We start from the raw sequence: 14,440 nt of genomic DNA on the forward strand, positions 1-14,440 counted from the left end.
CGTCAAATAGTGGGCGCCAAGAACAAAGGAACCCCATGCTTATTGCTCAGCGCCCGTCGCTGACCGAAGAGGTCGTCGACGAGTACCGCTCCCGGTTCGTCATCGAGCCGCTGGAGCCCGGCTTCGGTTACACGCTCGGCAACTCCCTGCGTCGTACCCTCCTGTCGTCCATCCCGGGTGCCGCTGTCACCAGCATCCGGATCGACGGCGTCCTGCACGAGTTCACCACCGTGCCGGGCGTCAAGGAGGACGTCACCGACCTCATCCTCAACATCAAGCAGCTCGTCGTCTCCTCGGAGCACGACGAGCCCGTCGTGATGTACCTGCGCAAGCAGGGCCCCGGCCTGGTCACCGCCGCCGACATCGCGCCCCCGGCCGGTGTCGAGGTGCACAACCCGGACCTGGTCCTCGCCACGCTCAACGGCAAGGGCAAGCTGGAGATGGAGCTGACCGTCGAGCGCGGTCGCGGCTACGTCTCCGCCGTCCAGAACAAGCAGGTGGGCCAGGAGATCGGCCGTATTCCGGTCGACTCCATCTACTCCCCGGTGCTCAAGGTCACGTACAAGGTCGAGGCGACCCGTGTCGAGCAGCGCACCGACTTCGACAAGCTGATCGTCGACGTCGAGACCAAGCAGGCCATGCGCCCGCGTGACGCCATGGCGTCCGCCGGCAAGACCCTGGTCGAGCTGTTCGGCCTGGCGCGCGAGCTCAACATCGACGCCGAGGGCATCGACATGGGCCCGTCCCCCACGGACGCCGCCCTGGCCGCCGACCTGGCGCTGCCGATCGAGGAGCTGGAGCTCACCGTTCGGTCGTACAACTGCCTCAAGCGCGAGGGCATCCACTCGGTGGGCGAGCTCGTGGCCCGCTCCGAGGCGGACCTGCTCGACATCCGCAACTTCGGTGCGAAGTCGATCGACGAGGTCAAGATGAAGCTCAACGGCATGGGCCTGGCCCTCAAGGACTCGCCCCCCGGGTTCGACCCGACCGCCGCCGCCGACGCCTTCGGCGCCGACGACGACGCGGACGCCGGTTTCGTGGAGACCGAGCAGTACTGAGTCCTCGCGACTCGCTGAAATCTTCCGTGGGGCAGTAGCCCCTCGGTAACTGACACCGGTACCTGATACGGCCGGTGCAGATCACAAGGAGAAACACCATGCCGCGTCCCGCCAAGGGTGCCCGTCTGGGCGGCAGCGCCGCGCACGAGAAGCTGCTCCTCGCGAACCTCGCGAAGTCGCTCTTCGAGCACGGCCGCATCACGACGACCGAGGCCAAGGCCCGCCGTCTGCGCCCCGTCGCCGAGCGTCTCGTCACCAAGGCGAAGAAGGGCGACATCCACAACCGTCGCCTGGTGCTCCAGACGATCACGGACAAGAGCGTCGTCCACACGCTCTTCACCGAGATCGCCCCGCGCTACGAGAACCGCCCCGGTGGTTACACGCGCATCACCAAGATCGGCAACCGTCGTGGCGACAACGCCCCGATGGCCGTGATCGAGCTGGTCGAGGCCCTCACCGTGCAGCAGAACGCTGTGGGCGAGGCCGAGGCCGCCACGAAGCGCGCCGTGAAGGAGTCCTCCACGGAGGAGACCGCCAAGGCCGAGCAGGCCGAGGTCGTCGAGGACGCGAAGCCCGAGGGCGACGAGTCCAAGTAGTACCTGGTAGTACGTGAACGGGCCCGTTCCCAGTCTTTCTGGGGGCGGGCCCGTTCTGCTGTGCGGTGGCGGGACGGGGGACGGTTTTCGTGGCGAGCGTGGAGGTTGGTTGTGGCTGACGAGGTGGCGGACGGGTTCGTACGGGTGAGGCTGGACCTCTCGTACGACGGCAAGGACTTCTCCGGATGGGCGAAGCAGCCCAGCGGGCGGCGGACCGTGCAGGGGGAGATCGAGGCGGCGCTGCGGACGGTGACGCGGTCGCCGACGAACTTCGACCTGACGGTGGCCGGGCGGACGGATGCCGGGGTGCACGCGCGCGGGCAGGTGGCGCACGTGGACCTGCCGCGGGAGGTGTGGGCGGAGCACGAGGAGAAGCTGCTGCGGCGGCTCGCGGGGCGGCTCCCCCATGACGTACGGGTGTGGAAGGCGGCCCGGGCGCCGGAGGGGTTCAACGCGCGGTTCTCGGCGATCTGGCGCAGGTACCAGTACCGGGTGACGGACCATCCGGGCGGCGTCGATCCGCTGATCCGCAGTCATGTGCTGTGGCACGACTGGGAGTTGGACGTCGAGAAGATGAACGCGGCGGCCGCCCTGCTGGTCGGGGAGCACGACTTCGCGGCGTACTGCAAGAAGCGGGAAGGGGCGACGACCATCCGGACGCTCCAGGAGCTGTGGTGGGAGCGGGGGGCGGACGGGGTCGTCACCGGGACCGTGCGGGCCGACGCCTTCTGCCACAACATGGTGCGCTCGCTGGTGGGCGCGCTGCTGTACGTCGGGGACGGGCACCGGGACGTGGAGTGGCCGGCGAAGGTGCTGGCGGCGCGGGTGCGGGACTCGGCGGTGCACGTGGTGAAGGCGCACGGGCTCACGCTGGAGGAGGTGGCGTATCCGGCGGACGAGCTGCTCGCGGCGCGGGCGGTGGAGGCACGGAACGTGCGGACGCTGCCGGGGAGCGCGGCTGGTGGTGGGGAGAGCGGGGACGGTTGTTGCTGATGCGGGTCGGGGGTCGTGAGGGGCCCTTGATGATGAGGGAGCTTGTCGTGGCTTGTCCGGTCCCGTTGTCAGTGGGCTGTGCGAAGGTGTTTTCAGACATCCACTCGGCTGATGTACGGGGGCTGCGATGACGGGGGCGAAGAAGAGCGGGGTGTGGGTGCTGCTGGTGGCAGTGGCGCTGTTCGCGGCGCTGGTGGTGCCGCGGGTCCTGGCCGGGGACGGCGACGACCGGCCGTCGCAGGCGGCCGGGGTGTCCTTGGGCGTGCCGGAGAAGTCCGGCGAGGACGCGCCGAAGGGGGCGCCCGACGCGGCCAAGGGGGGCGGGCCGGTGCCCGGGAGCACGGGGGGCGGCACGACCTCCGGGGACGGCGCCGGCGACGGTACGGGGGACGGTGCGCAGGAGCGGGCGGCGGACCGGGCGGCGATCGGGGAGGCCTTCGCGGCCGTCCGTGCCGGGGACTGCCTGGCGCTCTTCGACACCGGCGGCGGGTGGAACACCCGCATACCCCAGAAGGTCGGCTGCGGCGGGGACGCGGGGCTGACCCGGGTCAGCGCGGTGCGGACCGGGTGGAGCGCCTGCCCCTCGGGGGACGGACTGTCGTACGTGGTGCACCGGTCGGACAAGGGCAAGCGGGTGCTGTGCCTGACCCGGCAGTACAAGGCCGGGTACTGCGTGCTCGCGGAGAAGGGCACCGGAGCGGCGGGGGCGACCATGCGGCTCGGGTCGATGACCGCGGTCGACTGCAAGGCGAAGAAGCTCACCAAGCCCTACGACACGGTCCTGCACATCACCGGGGTGTACGGGCCGGGGACCGGGCGGACCGGGTGCAGCCGGGCCCTGGACGACAGGACCTTCTACTGGTTCTGGAGGGTCAAGGGCGACGAGACCCTGCTGTGCACGATGGTCTACCGGGGCTGAGGCGACCGGGGGGGGAGGGAGCCGTCAGCGGCGGGTGGCCGCCCAGAGGACGGCGCCGGTCGCGGCCAGGGCGACGAAGGTGATGCTGCCGAGCGCGTAGAGGAACGGGAACCAGAGCAGGGCGATCAGCGCGCAGTAGCCGGCGGCCAGGACGGAGAGGCCGAGCTGGACGCGGGCGGGGCCGTGCTGGTTGAGGCGGACCAGGACGGCCAGGAAGACCGCGGTCCACAGGGCGGCGCGGGGCTGGCCGAAGGTGAGGGCGCCGACGACGTCGCTGAGGACGCCGTACCAGCTCTGCTGCACCAGTTCGGCCTGCAGGTCGGCTATCTCGCGCAGGCCGGCGGAGCCGCCCGCGGCGCGCTGCACCTCGGTGAGGGACTGCACGGAGGTCCGGAAGTATTCGTACACGGTGAGCAGGGTGAAGCCGAGAGCGTGCAGGACGCCGGTGGCGAAGCCGGTGGCGCGGGCGCGGTGCGGGGCGCTGCGGTCTTCCGGGGTTCCGGGGGAGGCCGGTATGGGCTCGGGGGCGTCGTCGGGCTGCTGGCGGTGCTGGCTGTAGCGCCCGGTGGCCGTGCTGGTGCCGGGGTACGGGGTGTGGGCCCGCGCCCGGCCGGGGGCGGAGGACGGTCCCGGCGTCCGGGGGGAGGCGGAGGCCGCCGCGCGGCGGGGTGCGGGGGCGGGGCGGGACGCCGGTGCGGGGGTGGAGCGGCCGGCCGGGGCCGGGCGGGCGGCGGGGACCGGGCGGGCCGTCGGCGGGGGCGGCTGGGGGGCGGCCGGGGACTGCTGGTGCGGGACGGCCTGCGGCCAGCTGCGGCGGGGTGTGGCGGTGGCGGGCTCGGCGGTGCCGGGGCCGGGAGAGGCCGGGACGGGGGTCTTCGGCTCGGGGGCCGGGGGTGGCGGGGTCTTGCCGGGGGCGGGCCGGCGGGGGGTTTCCGGTGTGGCGGTGGTTTCCGGTGTGCGGGTGGTTTCCGGCGTGCGGGTGGTTTCCGGTGTGCGGGTGCCGGGGTGGCGGGTGTTCTCCGAGCGCGGGGGGCGGGTGGGCAGGGGGCGGCGGGTGTCGTCGGGCCGCTTGGTGAGCCGGGCGGGGCGGGGCTCGGCGGGGCCGGTGGGGGTGGGCGCGGTGTCCGGGGCGTCCGAGCCGTCCGAGCCGTCCGAGGGGGTGGGCTCGGTGGTGGCGGAGGGGGCGGGGGCCGGCACCTTGGGTGGGGCAGGGGTGTCCCGGGTGCGCTGTTCTTCGTTCTTGCCCGTGCTCATGTGCTCCAGCTCCCCGTTGGCGTCAGGCCCGAGTGCGGCCCGGCGCCAGGGTAGTCAGGGGGCGGAGGGGTTGCCAGGGGCGGGCCGGGGCCGGTACGGCATCGTCACGCGCCCCGGGCGGGCGGCGCGGCGTCAGCCGCTGGCGGTCGTGCCGGTGGCGGCCGCGGCGGAGGCCTGGGCGCGACCGCGTTCGACGATGCGCAGGAAGGTGTACTTCGCGGCGTCGTCGCCGAGGGCGAAGACGTTCTTGTCCGCGGTGGTGACGTCGCGCTTGTTGTCCGTGAAGCCGCCCACGGTGAAGTAGGCGTAGCGGCCGTAGGAGTTGGCGGTCTTGCGGCAGATCGTGCCGTTGCGGCAGAAGGTGGGGACGCCGGAGCCGGGGAGGGAGGCGACGCCGTCCTTGACCTGGGCCTTCGCCTTGAGGGCCTGGGCCTCGGTGGGGAAGACCGCCACGCCGACGGTGACGGCCGCGCCGCCCTTGGTGAAGGTGGCGCGGATGAGCTGGGTGCAGCCGTTGGCGTTGAGGATGCCGCCCAGGCGGCCCTGGGCGCCCGAGGCGCAGTCGGTGACGCGGTGGGTGGCGCCCTTGGGGTAGGTGCGGTTCTCCAGGGTGAGCGAGGCGCCGGGGAAGAGGGTGTCGGCGCTGAGCGGGGCCTTGTCCTTGTCGGCGCTGGAGATGAAGTCCTTGGGGTCCGGCGGGGGCGGGGGCGCGACCGGCGAGAAGGAGGGGGAGGGGGCGCCGGGGCCGGTGGGCAGGGACTCGGGTGAGGGCAGGGAGGTGTTCTTGCCGTCGGCGGGACCCGTGCCGGAGGAGACGATCGCGGTGGTGACGAGGGCGGCGACGGTGAGGGTGGCGAGGACGCCGCCGCCGATGCCGAGGAGGCGTTTGCGGCGGGCGCGGGCGGCGGCGTCGGCGAGGGCGGACCAGTCGGGGGAGGGGGCCGGGGCCGGAAGGGGCGTGACCTGGGCGGCCGGGCCCTGGGAGGTGAGGGGTGGGGCCGGGTGGCCGCTGTAGGGGTGGTGCGGGACGGGGACGCCGGGGGCCGGGCGGGGGGCGCCGGGCGGGGCCGGCGGCGGGAGGGGCCGTCCCCCTTGGCCGCTCGTTCCGCCCTGCCCGCCCGTTCCGCCCTCGGGGAGCGGGGGTGCCGCCCAGGGGGAGGCGGCGGCGACGTGGGGCGGGAGGGGGCCGGCGGGGACGCGGCCCGGGGAGGGGGCGGCCGGAGGGAGGCCGGTGGAGGGCGCGGGGGGCGGGGGTGGGGTGAAGTGGGGCTGGGGGGTGGGTGGTTGGGGGGTGCCGTGTGGGGGGTTTGCCCCGGGGGCGTCCGAGGGTCCCCCATGCCCGATGCTCATGGGGCGCATCCTAATGACCCCGTCGCCCGCGGCGAGGGGGCGTAAAGCGGTTGGGGCGGACAGGCGCGGGCGGCGAGAATGCCCGTATGGGACATCTTGAGGTCGGACACGTCGAGTACTACCTTCCGGACGGGCGGGTGCTGCTCGGTGACGTCTCGTTCCGGGTGGGGGAAGGGGCCGTGGTGGCCCTGGTCGGGCCCAACGGGGCCGGGAAGACCACGCTGTTGAAGATCATCGCCGGGGAGCTCCAGGCCCACGGGGGGTCGGTCACCGTCAGCGGTGGGCTCGGGGTGATGGGGCAGTTCGTGGGGTCCGTGCGGGACGGGCGGACGGTCCGGGACCTGCTGGTCTCGGTGGCGCAGCCCAGGATCCGGCAGGCCGCGGCCGCCGTCGACAAGGCCGAGACGGCGATCCTGGAGCGGGACGACGAGGCCGCGCAGATGGCGTACGCCCAGGCGTTGAGCGACTGGGCGGAGGTCCAGGGGTACGAGGCCGAGACCGTCTGGGACATGTGCACCACGGCCGCGCTCGGGGTGCCGTACGAGAAGGCGCAGTGGCGGGAGGTGCGCACGCTCAGCGGCGGTGAGCAGAAGCGGCTCGTGCTGGAGGCGCTGCTGCGGGGCCCCGACGAGGTGCTGCTGCTCGACGAGCCGGACAACTACCTGGACGTGCCCGGCAAGCGGTGGCTCGAGGGGAAGCTCAAGGAGACCCGGAAGACGGTTCTGTTCGTCAGCCACGACCGGGAGCTGCTGTCGCGGGCGGCGGAGAAGATCGCGAGTGTGGAGCCCGGCCCGACGGGGTCGGAGGTGTGGATCCACGGGGGCGGGTTCGACACGTACCACGAGGCCCGCAAGGAGCGGTTCGCGCGGTTCGAGGAGCTGCTGAGGCGGTGGCAGGAGGAGCACGCGCGGCTCAAGGCGCTGGTGCTGAGGCTGCGCGGGCAGGCGGCGATCAGCCCGGACATGGCGTCCCGGTACCACGCGATGCAGACGCGGTTCAGGAAGTTCGAGGAGGCGGGGCCGCCGCCCGAGCCGCCGCGGAAGCAGGACATCCGGATGCGGCTCAAGGGCGGTCGGACCGGGGTGCGGGCGCTCACCTGCGAGGGCCTTGAGCTGACCGGGCTGATGAAGCCCTTCGACCTGGAGGTCTTCTACGGGGAGCGGGTGGCCGTTCTCGGGTCCAACGGGTCCGGGAAGTCGCACTTCCTGCGGTTGCTGGCGGGCGAGGACGTCGCGCACACGGGGGCCTGGAAGCTGGGGGCGCGGGTGGTCGCCGGGCACTTCGCGCAGACGCACGCGCATCCGGAGCTGATGGGCCGGACCCTGGTCGACATTCTGTGGGCCGAGCACTCCAAGGACCGGGGCGGGGCCATGTCCGTGCTGCGCCGGTACGAGCTGGAGGGGCAGGGCGACCAGGGCTTCGACCGGCTGTCGGGCGGGCAGCAGGCGCGGTTCCAGATTCTGCTGCTGGAACTGGCGGGGACGACGGCGCTGCTGCTCGACGAGCCGACGGACAACCTGGACCTGGAGTCGGCGGAGGCCCTGCAGGAGGGGCTGGAGGCGTACGAGGGGACCGTGCTGGCGGTCACGCACGACCGGTGGTTCGCGAGGTCCTTCGACCGGTACCTGGTGTTCGGGGCGGACGGGGTGGTCCGGGAGACGGCGGAGCCGGTGTGGGACGAGCGGAGGGTGGAGCGGGTGCGCTGACCGCTCGGGAGGTGCGGGGCGGCCCCGCCGCCCAAGAGGGCGGGGGGATGCGGGGCGGCCCCGCCGCCCGGGGGGCGGGGAGGGCGTTTTGACCCGTGCGGGGGCGCGCGGGTAGTGTCGGGTGTTGTTATACGTATGGGCATAGGCGTTTTCACGCGAAGGGCCCCTGCGTAGGTTCCCTGGAGCAGTTACCAGTGGCTCGCATACGGGCAGTGTCCCGGCGGTTGTGGGCCCCAGCTGCATGATCGCTTCAGGTGTGTCTGGATCCCATCCACTGAAGAAGCGAAGGCTACGAAGTGCGTACGTACAGCCCCAAGCCCGGCGATGTCACTCGCCAGTGGCACATCATCGACGCGCAGGACATCGTCCTGGGCCGTCTGGCGACCACGGCAGCGAACCTCCTGCGAGGCAAGCACAAGCCGACCTATGCCCCGCACATGGACATGGGTGACTTCGTCATCATCATCAACGCCGACAAGATCCACCTGTCGGGCAACAAGAAGACCCAGAAGATGGCGTACCGCCACTCGGGCTTCCCGGGCGGTCTGCGCTCGATGCGCTACGACGAGCTCATGGAGAAGAGCCCGGAGAAGGCCGTCGAGAAGGCCATCAAGGGCATGATCCCCAAGAACACCCTGGGCCGTCAGATGCTCTCGAAGCTGAAGGTCTACGCGGGCGACACGCACCCGCACGCTGCTCAGCAGCCGGTCCCGTTCGAGATCACCCAGGTCGCGCAGTAGTTCCGGCCACCCCCTAAGACGTACAGAAAGATCTGAGGAGAATCGTGGCCGAGACCACTGTTGAGACGCCCGTCGAGGGTACCGAAGAGGAGACCTTCGCGGAGGTCACCACCTTCGAGTCGGAGGTTCCCGTCGAGGGCGAGTACACCAGCGAGTCGCTCGCAGGCCGCTTCGGCGACCCGCAGCCCGCCGCCGGCCTTGGCCGTCGCAAGAACGCCATCGCCCGCGTCCGGATCGTTCCGGGCACCGGCAAGTGGAAGATCAACGGGCGTACGCTCGAGGACTACTTCCCGAACAAGGTCCACCAGCAGGAAGTCAACGAGCCCTTCAAGGTGCTCGAGCTGGACGACCGCTACGACGTCATCGCCCGCATCTCGGGCGGCGGCGTGTCCGGCCAGGCCGGTGCGCTCCGTCTGGGTGTCGCCCGTGCGCTGAACGAGGCCGACGTCGACAACAACCGCGCCATCCTGAAGAAGGCTGGCTTCCTGTCGCGTGACGACCGTGCGGTCGAGCGCAAGAAGGCCGGTCTCAAGAAGGCCCGCAAGGCGCCGCAGTACAGCAAGCGCTAACCACGCGCCTGCGCGGTCCGCTGTCGCGGATCGTCCGCATCACGGCATCACCGGTCGCCCCGGTGGCACTCTCGTGCCGCCGGGGCGTTCGTGTAGTTCGGCTTATAACCCTTTTCTGACGCTAAGTGGACTCTCTCGGGCGCACAACGGGCACGAAACGCTCAGAGCCTGTTGCGGGTCGCGTTTTCGACGTACGACGGCATTTCGGAGGACAGCTGTGGGACGACTCTTCGGCACGGACGGTGTGCGCGGCGAGGCCAATGCGGACCTGACGGCGGAGCTCGCGCTCGGCCTGTCGGTCGCGGCCGCGCACGTGCTCGCCGAGGCGGGCACTTTCGCGGGCCATCGGCCGACGGCAGTGGTGGGACGGGACCCGCGGGCGTCGGGAGAGTTCCTGGAGGCCGCCGTCGTGGCGGGCCTGGCGAGCGCGGGCGTGGACGTCCTGCGCGTCGGTGTGCTGCCCACCCCCGCGGTGGCGTATCTCACCGGTGCGCTGGGCGCCGACCTCGGCGTGATGCTCTCCGCCAGCCACAACGCGATGCCGGACAACGGCATCAAGTTCTTCGCGCGCGGCGGCCACAAGCTCGCGGACGAGCTGGAGGTGCGCATCGAGAACCTCTACGAGCAGCACCGCGGCGGCGAGGCCTGGGACCGCCCGACGGGTGCCGGCGTCGGCCGGGTGACGGATTACGACGAGGGCTTCGACAAGTACATCGCCCACCTCATGGGTGTGCTGCCGAACCGTCTCGACGGCCTGAAGGTCGTCCTGGACGAGGCGCACGGCGCGGCCTCCCGCGTCTCCCCGGAGGCGTTCGCGCGCGCCGGGGCCGAGATCGTCACCATCGGCGCCGAGCCGGACGGCCTCAACATCAACGACGGCTACGGCTCCACCCACATGGAGCGCCTGCGCGCCGCCGTCGTCGAGCACGGCGCCGACCTCGGGGTCGCGCACGACGGCGACGCCGACCGCTGCCTGGCCGTGGACCACCGGGGCGAGGAGGTCGACGGCGACCAGATCCTCGCCGTGCTCGCGCTCGCCATGCGCGAGGCCGGCCAACTGCGCAAGAACACCGTCGTCGGCACCGTGATGTCGAACCTCGGCTTCAAGCTGGCCATGGAGGGCGAAGGCATCGATGTCGTGCAGACCGGGGTCGGCGACCGCTACGTGCTGGAGTCGATGAAGGAGCACGGGTACGCGCTGGGCGGCGAGCAGTCCGGGCACGTCATCGTCCTGGACCACGCGACGACCGGCGACGGCACGCTCACCGGCCTGATGCTGGCCGCGCGCGTCGCCGCCACCGGCCGCCGCCTCGCGGACCTCGCCGGGTGCATGGACCGGCTGCCGCAGATCCTCATCAACGTGCCCGACGTCGACAAGTCGCGGGTGGGCACGTCCGCGGAGCTGGCCGCCGCCGTCGCCGACGCCGAGCGCGAGCTGGGCGCGACGGGACGGGTGCTGCTGCGCCCCTCGGGCACCGAGCCGCTGGTGCGCGTGATGGTCGAGGCCGCCGACATCGAGCAGGCGAAGGCCGTCGCCGGCCGCCTGGCGGACGTGGTCAAGTCCGCGCTGGGCTAGGGGTTTCGGGCGGTACGCGAGAGGGGCCCGGCCGGAAGCGATTCCGGCCGGGCCCCTCTCGCGTACCGCGGTGTCTAGAGCTTGCGCAGGGAGAGGCGCTGGACCTTGTGGTCGGGGCCCTTGCGGACGACCAGGGTGGCGCGGCCGCGGGTGGGGGCGACGTTCTCCAGGAGGTTGGGGCGGTTGATGGTGCGCCAGGTGTTGCGGGCGTAGTCGAGGGCCTCTTCCTCGGAGACCTGGGTGTACTTGCGGAAGTACGAGAAGGGGTTCTGGAAGGCGGTGGCGCGCAGCTTGCGGAAGCGGTTGAGGTACCACTGCTCGATGTCCTCCTCGCGCGCGTCGACGTACACCGAGAAGTCGAAGTAGTCGGCGAGGGCGACGCGGGTGCGGCCGTCGCTGCCGGGGAGGGCGGGCTGGAGGACGTTCAGGCCCTCGACGATGAGGATGTCCGGGCGGTGCACGGTCAGGCGCTCGCCGGGCACGATGTCGTAGATCAGGTGGGAGTAGACGGGGGCGGTGACCTCGTCCTTCCCGGCCTTCACGTCGGCGACGAAGCGGGTCAGGGCCCGGCGGTCGTACGACTCGGGGAAGCCCTTCCTGGCGGTCAGGCCGCGCTTCTCCAGCTCCCGCATGGGGTGCAGGAAGCCGTCGGTGGTGACCAGCTCCACGCGGGGGTGCTCCGGCCAGCGGGCCAGCAGGGCCTGGAGGAGGCGCGCGACGGTGGACTTGCCGACGGCGACGCTTCCGGCCACTCCTATGACGAAGGGGGTGCCGCGCTGGGCGCCCTTCTCGCCGAGGAAGGTGTTGAGGGCGCCGCGCAGGTTGCCGGTGGCTCCGACGTACAGGTTCAGCAGACGGGACAGCGGGAGGTAGATGTCGCGCACCTCGTCGAGGTCGATGACGTCGCCCAGACCGCGCAGCCGCTCGACCTCCTCGGCGGTGAGGGGCAGCGGCGTCTTCTCGCGCAGGGCGCTCCACTCGGCGCGGGTGAGGTCCAGGTACGGGGAGGACTCGGCCCGGCGGTGGGAGCTTCGTGGCGGCGAAGTGATCACACCCTCCATTGTCGGGGGTGGGGCGGGGATGTCGCCGGATGGAGGGGGTGGGCTGGGTCACGTGAGGGGTGGGGGCGTGCGGGCCGCGTATCGATTGGGGGGAGGCGGGGTTGCGCGGACGTCACGATCGGGCAGGCGGCGGGCACGGAGGCGGAATTCGGTGTTCCAAGGGGCGGCCGGTGCCTTACATTCCTGAGCGCGACAGATTCCGCGCGGCCTTTCGAGAGGCGAACCGTGCGCGGGAGGAACGCTGTTCGCTCCCGTCACCCTTCCTGCTCGGAGGAGCACCTTCATGCGCCGTACCGTTTCTCGCCGTGCCGCCGTCGTCCGTACCGTCGCGGCCACCGCTTCCGTGGCCTCGCTGACCCTGCTGCTGGGCGCCTGCGGCGCGGACAAGGGCGCCGAGAGCCCGGCGAAGGGGGCCGGCGCGTCCGCCGGGGCCTCCGCCAAGGGCGAGGAGCCCGCGGCGAAGACGCTGACGGCGGCCGAGCTGGAGAAGGCCGCCCTCGCGCAGGGCGACGTCACCACGCACCAGGTGGTGAACGGCACGAAGGCCGACGAGGTCCCGCCGGGCGCGGTGAAGACCGACAAGCCGGAGTGCAAGCCGCTGCTGGACGCCGCCTCGGCCGTCCCGGTGGGCAAGCCCGCGGCCAAGGTGCTGCGCAAGGCGGTCCAGAAGCCCGAGAAGATGAAGGTCGACCCGACCGCGTCGGCCGAGGACAAGGCCAAGGCGGGCCTGGACGCGCTCAGCCAGCCGGTCACCGCCGACGTGCTGGCCTCGTACGACGGCAAGGGCGCCCAGGAGGGTTACGCGGCCTACGCCAAGGCCGCCGAGGCGTGCGCGGGCGGCTTCGGCGGGGAGCAGGCCGGGGAGAAGCTCGCCTTCACCAAGGTCACGCCGGACGCGGTGACGGGCGGCGACGAGGCACAGGGCTGGACGATCGCCATGAAGGCCGACGGCACCGAGGTGCTCACCAAGCTGGCGGTCGTGCGCAAGGGGAACACGCTGGCCACCTTCTACACGATCAGCCTGGGCGGCACGGTGAAGGAGCAGCCGGCGTCGCTGATCGCGGCGCAGGTGAAGAAGCTGGGCTGAGGGAGCGCGGACCCCGTTCCGGTCTTCGGGCCGGGGCGGGGTTCTTTTTCGTGCCCGCGGGGTCCCGGGACGGGGACGGATCGCGGCATACGCTGCCCCCTATGTGCGGAATCGTGGGATACGTCGGTGGACAGTCGGCGCTGGACGTCGTGATGGCGGGCCTGAAGAGGCTGGAGTACCGGGGGTACGACTCCTCGGGGGTCGCGGTGCTCGCGGACGGCGGGCTCGCGGCGGCGAAGAGGGCCGGAAAGCTGGTCAACCTGGAGAAGGAGCTGGCGGAGCGGCCGCTGCCGGCCGGCGGGACGGGCATCGGGCACACCCGGTGGGCGACGCACGGCGGGCCGACGGACGCGAACGCGCACCCGCACCTGGACGGCGCCGGACGCGTGGCGGTCGTGCACAACGGCATCATCGAGAACTTCGCCGAACTGCGGGCCGAACTCCTCGCACAGGGCCGGGAGCTGACGTCCGAGACGGACTCGGAGGTGGTGGCGCACCTGCTGGCCGAGAGCTTCTCCGGGGACGGTCGCGGGGACCTCGCGGAGGCGATGCGGCGGGTGTGCGGGCGGCTGGAGGGGGCGTTCACGCTCGTCGCGGTGCACGCGGACGTGCCGGACGTGGTGGTGGGCGCGCGGCGCAACTCCCCGCTCGTGGTGGGCGTCGGCGAGGGCGAGTCCTTCCTCGCCTCGGACGTCTCCGCGTTCATCGCCCACACCCGCTCCGCGATCGAGCTGGGCCAGGACCAGGTGGTGGAGCTGCGGCGGGACTCCGTCACCGTCACCGACTTCGCGGGCGCGCCCGCCGACGTACGGGTGTACCACGTGGACTGGGACGCGTCGGCGGCCGAGAAGGGCGGCTACGACCACTTCATGCTCAAGGAGATCGCCGAGCAGCCCAGGGCGGTCGCGGACACGCTGCTGGGACGCGTCGACGCCAACGGAATGCTGACCCTGGACGAGGTGCGGATCGCCGCTTCCGTGCTGCGGGAGGTCGACAAGGTCGTCGTGGTGGGGTGCGGAACGGCCTTCCACGCCGCCATGGTCGCCAAGTACGCCGTCGAGCACTGGACCGGGCTGCCCTGCGAGACGGAACTGGCGAGCGAGTTCCGCTACCGGGACCCGATCCTGGACGGGCGGACGCTGGTGATCGCGATCTCGCAGTCCGGCGAGACCATGGACACCCTGATGGCGCTGCGGCACGCCCGGGAGCAGGGGGCGAAGGTGCTCGCGATCTGCAACACGAACGGCTCGACGATTCCCCGGGAGTCGGACGCGGTGCTCTACACCCACGCGGGCCCGGAGGTGGCGGTCGCCTCGACGAAGGCGTTCCTGACGCAGTTGGTGGCCTGCTACCTGGTGGCGCTGTACCTGGGGCAGGTACGGGGAAGCGCGCGGGGGCACGAAGTGCGGGACGCGGTGGGCGAGTTGGCGGGGATTTCCGGGGCCGTGCAGGAGGTGCTCGCGACGATGGAGCCCGTGCGGGAGCTGGCCCGGTCGCTGGCGGATCGGAACACCGTGCTCTTCCTCGGCCG

13 protein-coding genes are annotated in these 14,440 nt (G+C 72.0%); 10 read left to right on the forward strand and 3 right to left on the reverse strand.

Translation table 11 applies throughout. From position 1 onward, the window contains the following. Positions 1-35: 35 nt before the first annotated feature. The 4 genes from ACZ56L_RS30145 to ACZ56L_RS30160 all read left to right on the forward strand — a co-directional run bounded on the left by ACZ56L_RS30145 (position 36) and on the right by ACZ56L_RS30160 (position 3,566). A complete protein-coding gene (locus tag ACZ56L_RS30145) occupies positions 36-1,058 on the forward strand; it encodes a DNA-directed RNA polymerase subunit alpha (protein ID WP_185028035.1) in 1,023 nt (340 codons plus the stop codon). A gap of 98 nt (positions 1,059-1,156) precedes the next feature. Further along, positions 1,157-1,654 (forward strand): 50S ribosomal protein L17, encoded by a 498-nt coding sequence (gene rplQ, locus ACZ56L_RS30150; protein ID WP_345228937.1) that lies wholly within the window; start codon positions 1,157-1,159, stop codon positions 1,652-1,654. Between the two features lie 111 nt (positions 1,655-1,765). Beyond that, complete coding sequence (gene truA, locus ACZ56L_RS30155; RefSeq protein ID WP_401756762.1) at positions 1,766-2,647, forward strand: tRNA pseudouridine(38-40) synthase TruA; 882 nt, start codon at positions 1,766-1,768, stop codon at positions 2,645-2,647. Between the two features lie 127 nt (positions 2,648-2,774). Further along, positions 2,775-3,566, forward strand: a complete 792-nt coding sequence (locus tag ACZ56L_RS30160; RefSeq protein ID WP_471067526.1) for an LppU/SCO3897 family protein — start codon at positions 2,775-2,777, stop codon at positions 3,564-3,566. A 24-nt stretch (positions 3,567-3,590) separates the two neighbouring features. On the opposite strand, the gene ACZ56L_RS30165 is transcribed toward ACZ56L_RS30160, so the two are convergent. Both ACZ56L_RS30165 and ACZ56L_RS30170 read right to left on the reverse strand, forming a co-directional pair. After that, the gene (locus ACZ56L_RS30165; RefSeq protein ID WP_471067529.1) at positions 3,591-4,820 is read right to left on the reverse strand and encodes a hypothetical protein; all 1,230 of its coding nucleotides are present in this window, start codon (positions 4,818-4,820) and stop codon (positions 3,591-3,593) included. Between the two features lie 132 nt (positions 4,821-4,952). Then, entirely contained in the window at positions 4,953-6,170 is a 1,218-nt protein-coding gene (locus tag ACZ56L_RS30170) for a hypothetical protein (protein WP_471067532.1), read from the reverse strand. An 86-nt stretch (positions 6,171-6,256) separates the two neighbouring features. Here ACZ56L_RS30170 and ACZ56L_RS30175 point away from each other — a divergent pair, with 86 nt between their 5' ends. From ACZ56L_RS30175 to glmM, 4 genes are all read left to right on the forward strand, one after another. Beyond that, on the forward strand, positions 6,257-7,876 hold the full coding sequence (locus tag ACZ56L_RS30175; RefSeq protein ID WP_345228933.1) for an ABC-F family ATP-binding cassette domain-containing protein: 1,620 nt from the start codon (positions 6,257-6,259) through the stop codon (positions 7,874-7,876). Positions 7,877-8,172: 296 nt separating this feature from the next. After that, positions 8,173-8,616, forward strand: a complete 444-nt coding sequence (rplM, locus tag ACZ56L_RS30180) for a 50S ribosomal protein L13 (protein ID WP_189821091.1) — start codon at positions 8,173-8,175, stop codon at positions 8,614-8,616. Between the two features lie 44 nt (positions 8,617-8,660). After that, entirely contained in the window at positions 8,661-9,185 is a 525-nt protein-coding gene (rpsI, locus tag ACZ56L_RS30185; protein WP_345228932.1) for a 30S ribosomal protein S9, read from the forward strand. 217 nt (positions 9,186-9,402) lie between these two features. After that, positions 9,403-10,761 (forward strand): phosphoglucosamine mutase, encoded by a 1,359-nt coding sequence (gene glmM, locus ACZ56L_RS30190; protein WP_345228931.1) that lies wholly within the window; start codon positions 9,403-9,405, stop codon positions 10,759-10,761. Between the two features lie 74 nt (positions 10,762-10,835). On the opposite strand, the gene coaA is transcribed toward glmM, so the two are convergent. Beyond that, positions 10,836-11,822 (reverse strand): type I pantothenate kinase, encoded by a 987-nt coding sequence (coaA, locus tag ACZ56L_RS30195; RefSeq protein WP_345228930.1) that lies wholly within the window; start codon positions 11,820-11,822, stop codon positions 10,836-10,838. A 283-nt stretch (positions 11,823-12,105) separates the two neighbouring features. Here coaA and ACZ56L_RS30200 point away from each other — a divergent pair, with 283 nt between their 5' ends. Together ACZ56L_RS30200 and glmS are read left to right on the forward strand one after the other, a co-directional pair. After that, the gene (locus ACZ56L_RS30200; protein WP_471067538.1) at positions 12,106-12,909 is read left to right on the forward strand and encodes a hypothetical protein; all 804 of its coding nucleotides are present in this window, start codon (positions 12,106-12,108) and stop codon (positions 12,907-12,909) included. Between the two features lie 101 nt (positions 12,910-13,010). After that, positions 13,011-14,440 (forward strand): glutamine--fructose-6-phosphate transaminase (isomerizing) (glmS, locus tag ACZ56L_RS30205; RefSeq protein WP_471067541.1); only part of this gene is annotated, 1,430 nt, incomplete at its 3' end.

This window comes from Streptomyces sp. NPDC039736, from assembly GCF_055596485.1.

Coding starts and splice junctions, on each gene's coding strand:
- ACZ56L_RS30145 (WP_185028035.1), top strand. CDS start 36: ATGCTTATTGCTCAGCGCCCGTCGCTGACCGAAGAGGTCGTCGACGAG.
- rplQ (WP_345228937.1), top strand. CDS start 1,157: ATGCCGCGTCCCGCCAAGGGTGCCCGTCTGGGCGGCAGCGCCGCGCAC.
- ACZ56L_RS30160 (WP_471067526.1), top strand. CDS start 2,775: ATGACGGGGGCGAAGAAGAGCGGGGTGTGGGTGCTGCTGGTGGCAGTG.
- ACZ56L_RS30165 (WP_471067529.1), bottom strand. CDS start 4,820: ATGAGCACGGGCAAGAACGAAGAACAGCGCACCCGGGACACCCCTGCC.
- ACZ56L_RS30170 (WP_471067532.1), bottom strand. CDS start 6,170: ATGAGCATCGGGCATGGGGGACCCTCGGACGCCCCCGGGGCAAACCCC.
- ACZ56L_RS30175 (WP_345228933.1), top strand. CDS start 6,257: ATGGGACATCTTGAGGTCGGACACGTCGAGTACTACCTTCCGGACGGG.
- coaA (WP_345228930.1), bottom strand. CDS start 11,822: ATGGAGGGTGTGATCACTTCGCCGCCACGAAGCTCCCACCGCCGGGCC.
- ACZ56L_RS30200 (WP_471067538.1), top strand. CDS start 12,106: ATGCGCCGTACCGTTTCTCGCCGTGCCGCCGTCGTCCGTACCGTCGCG.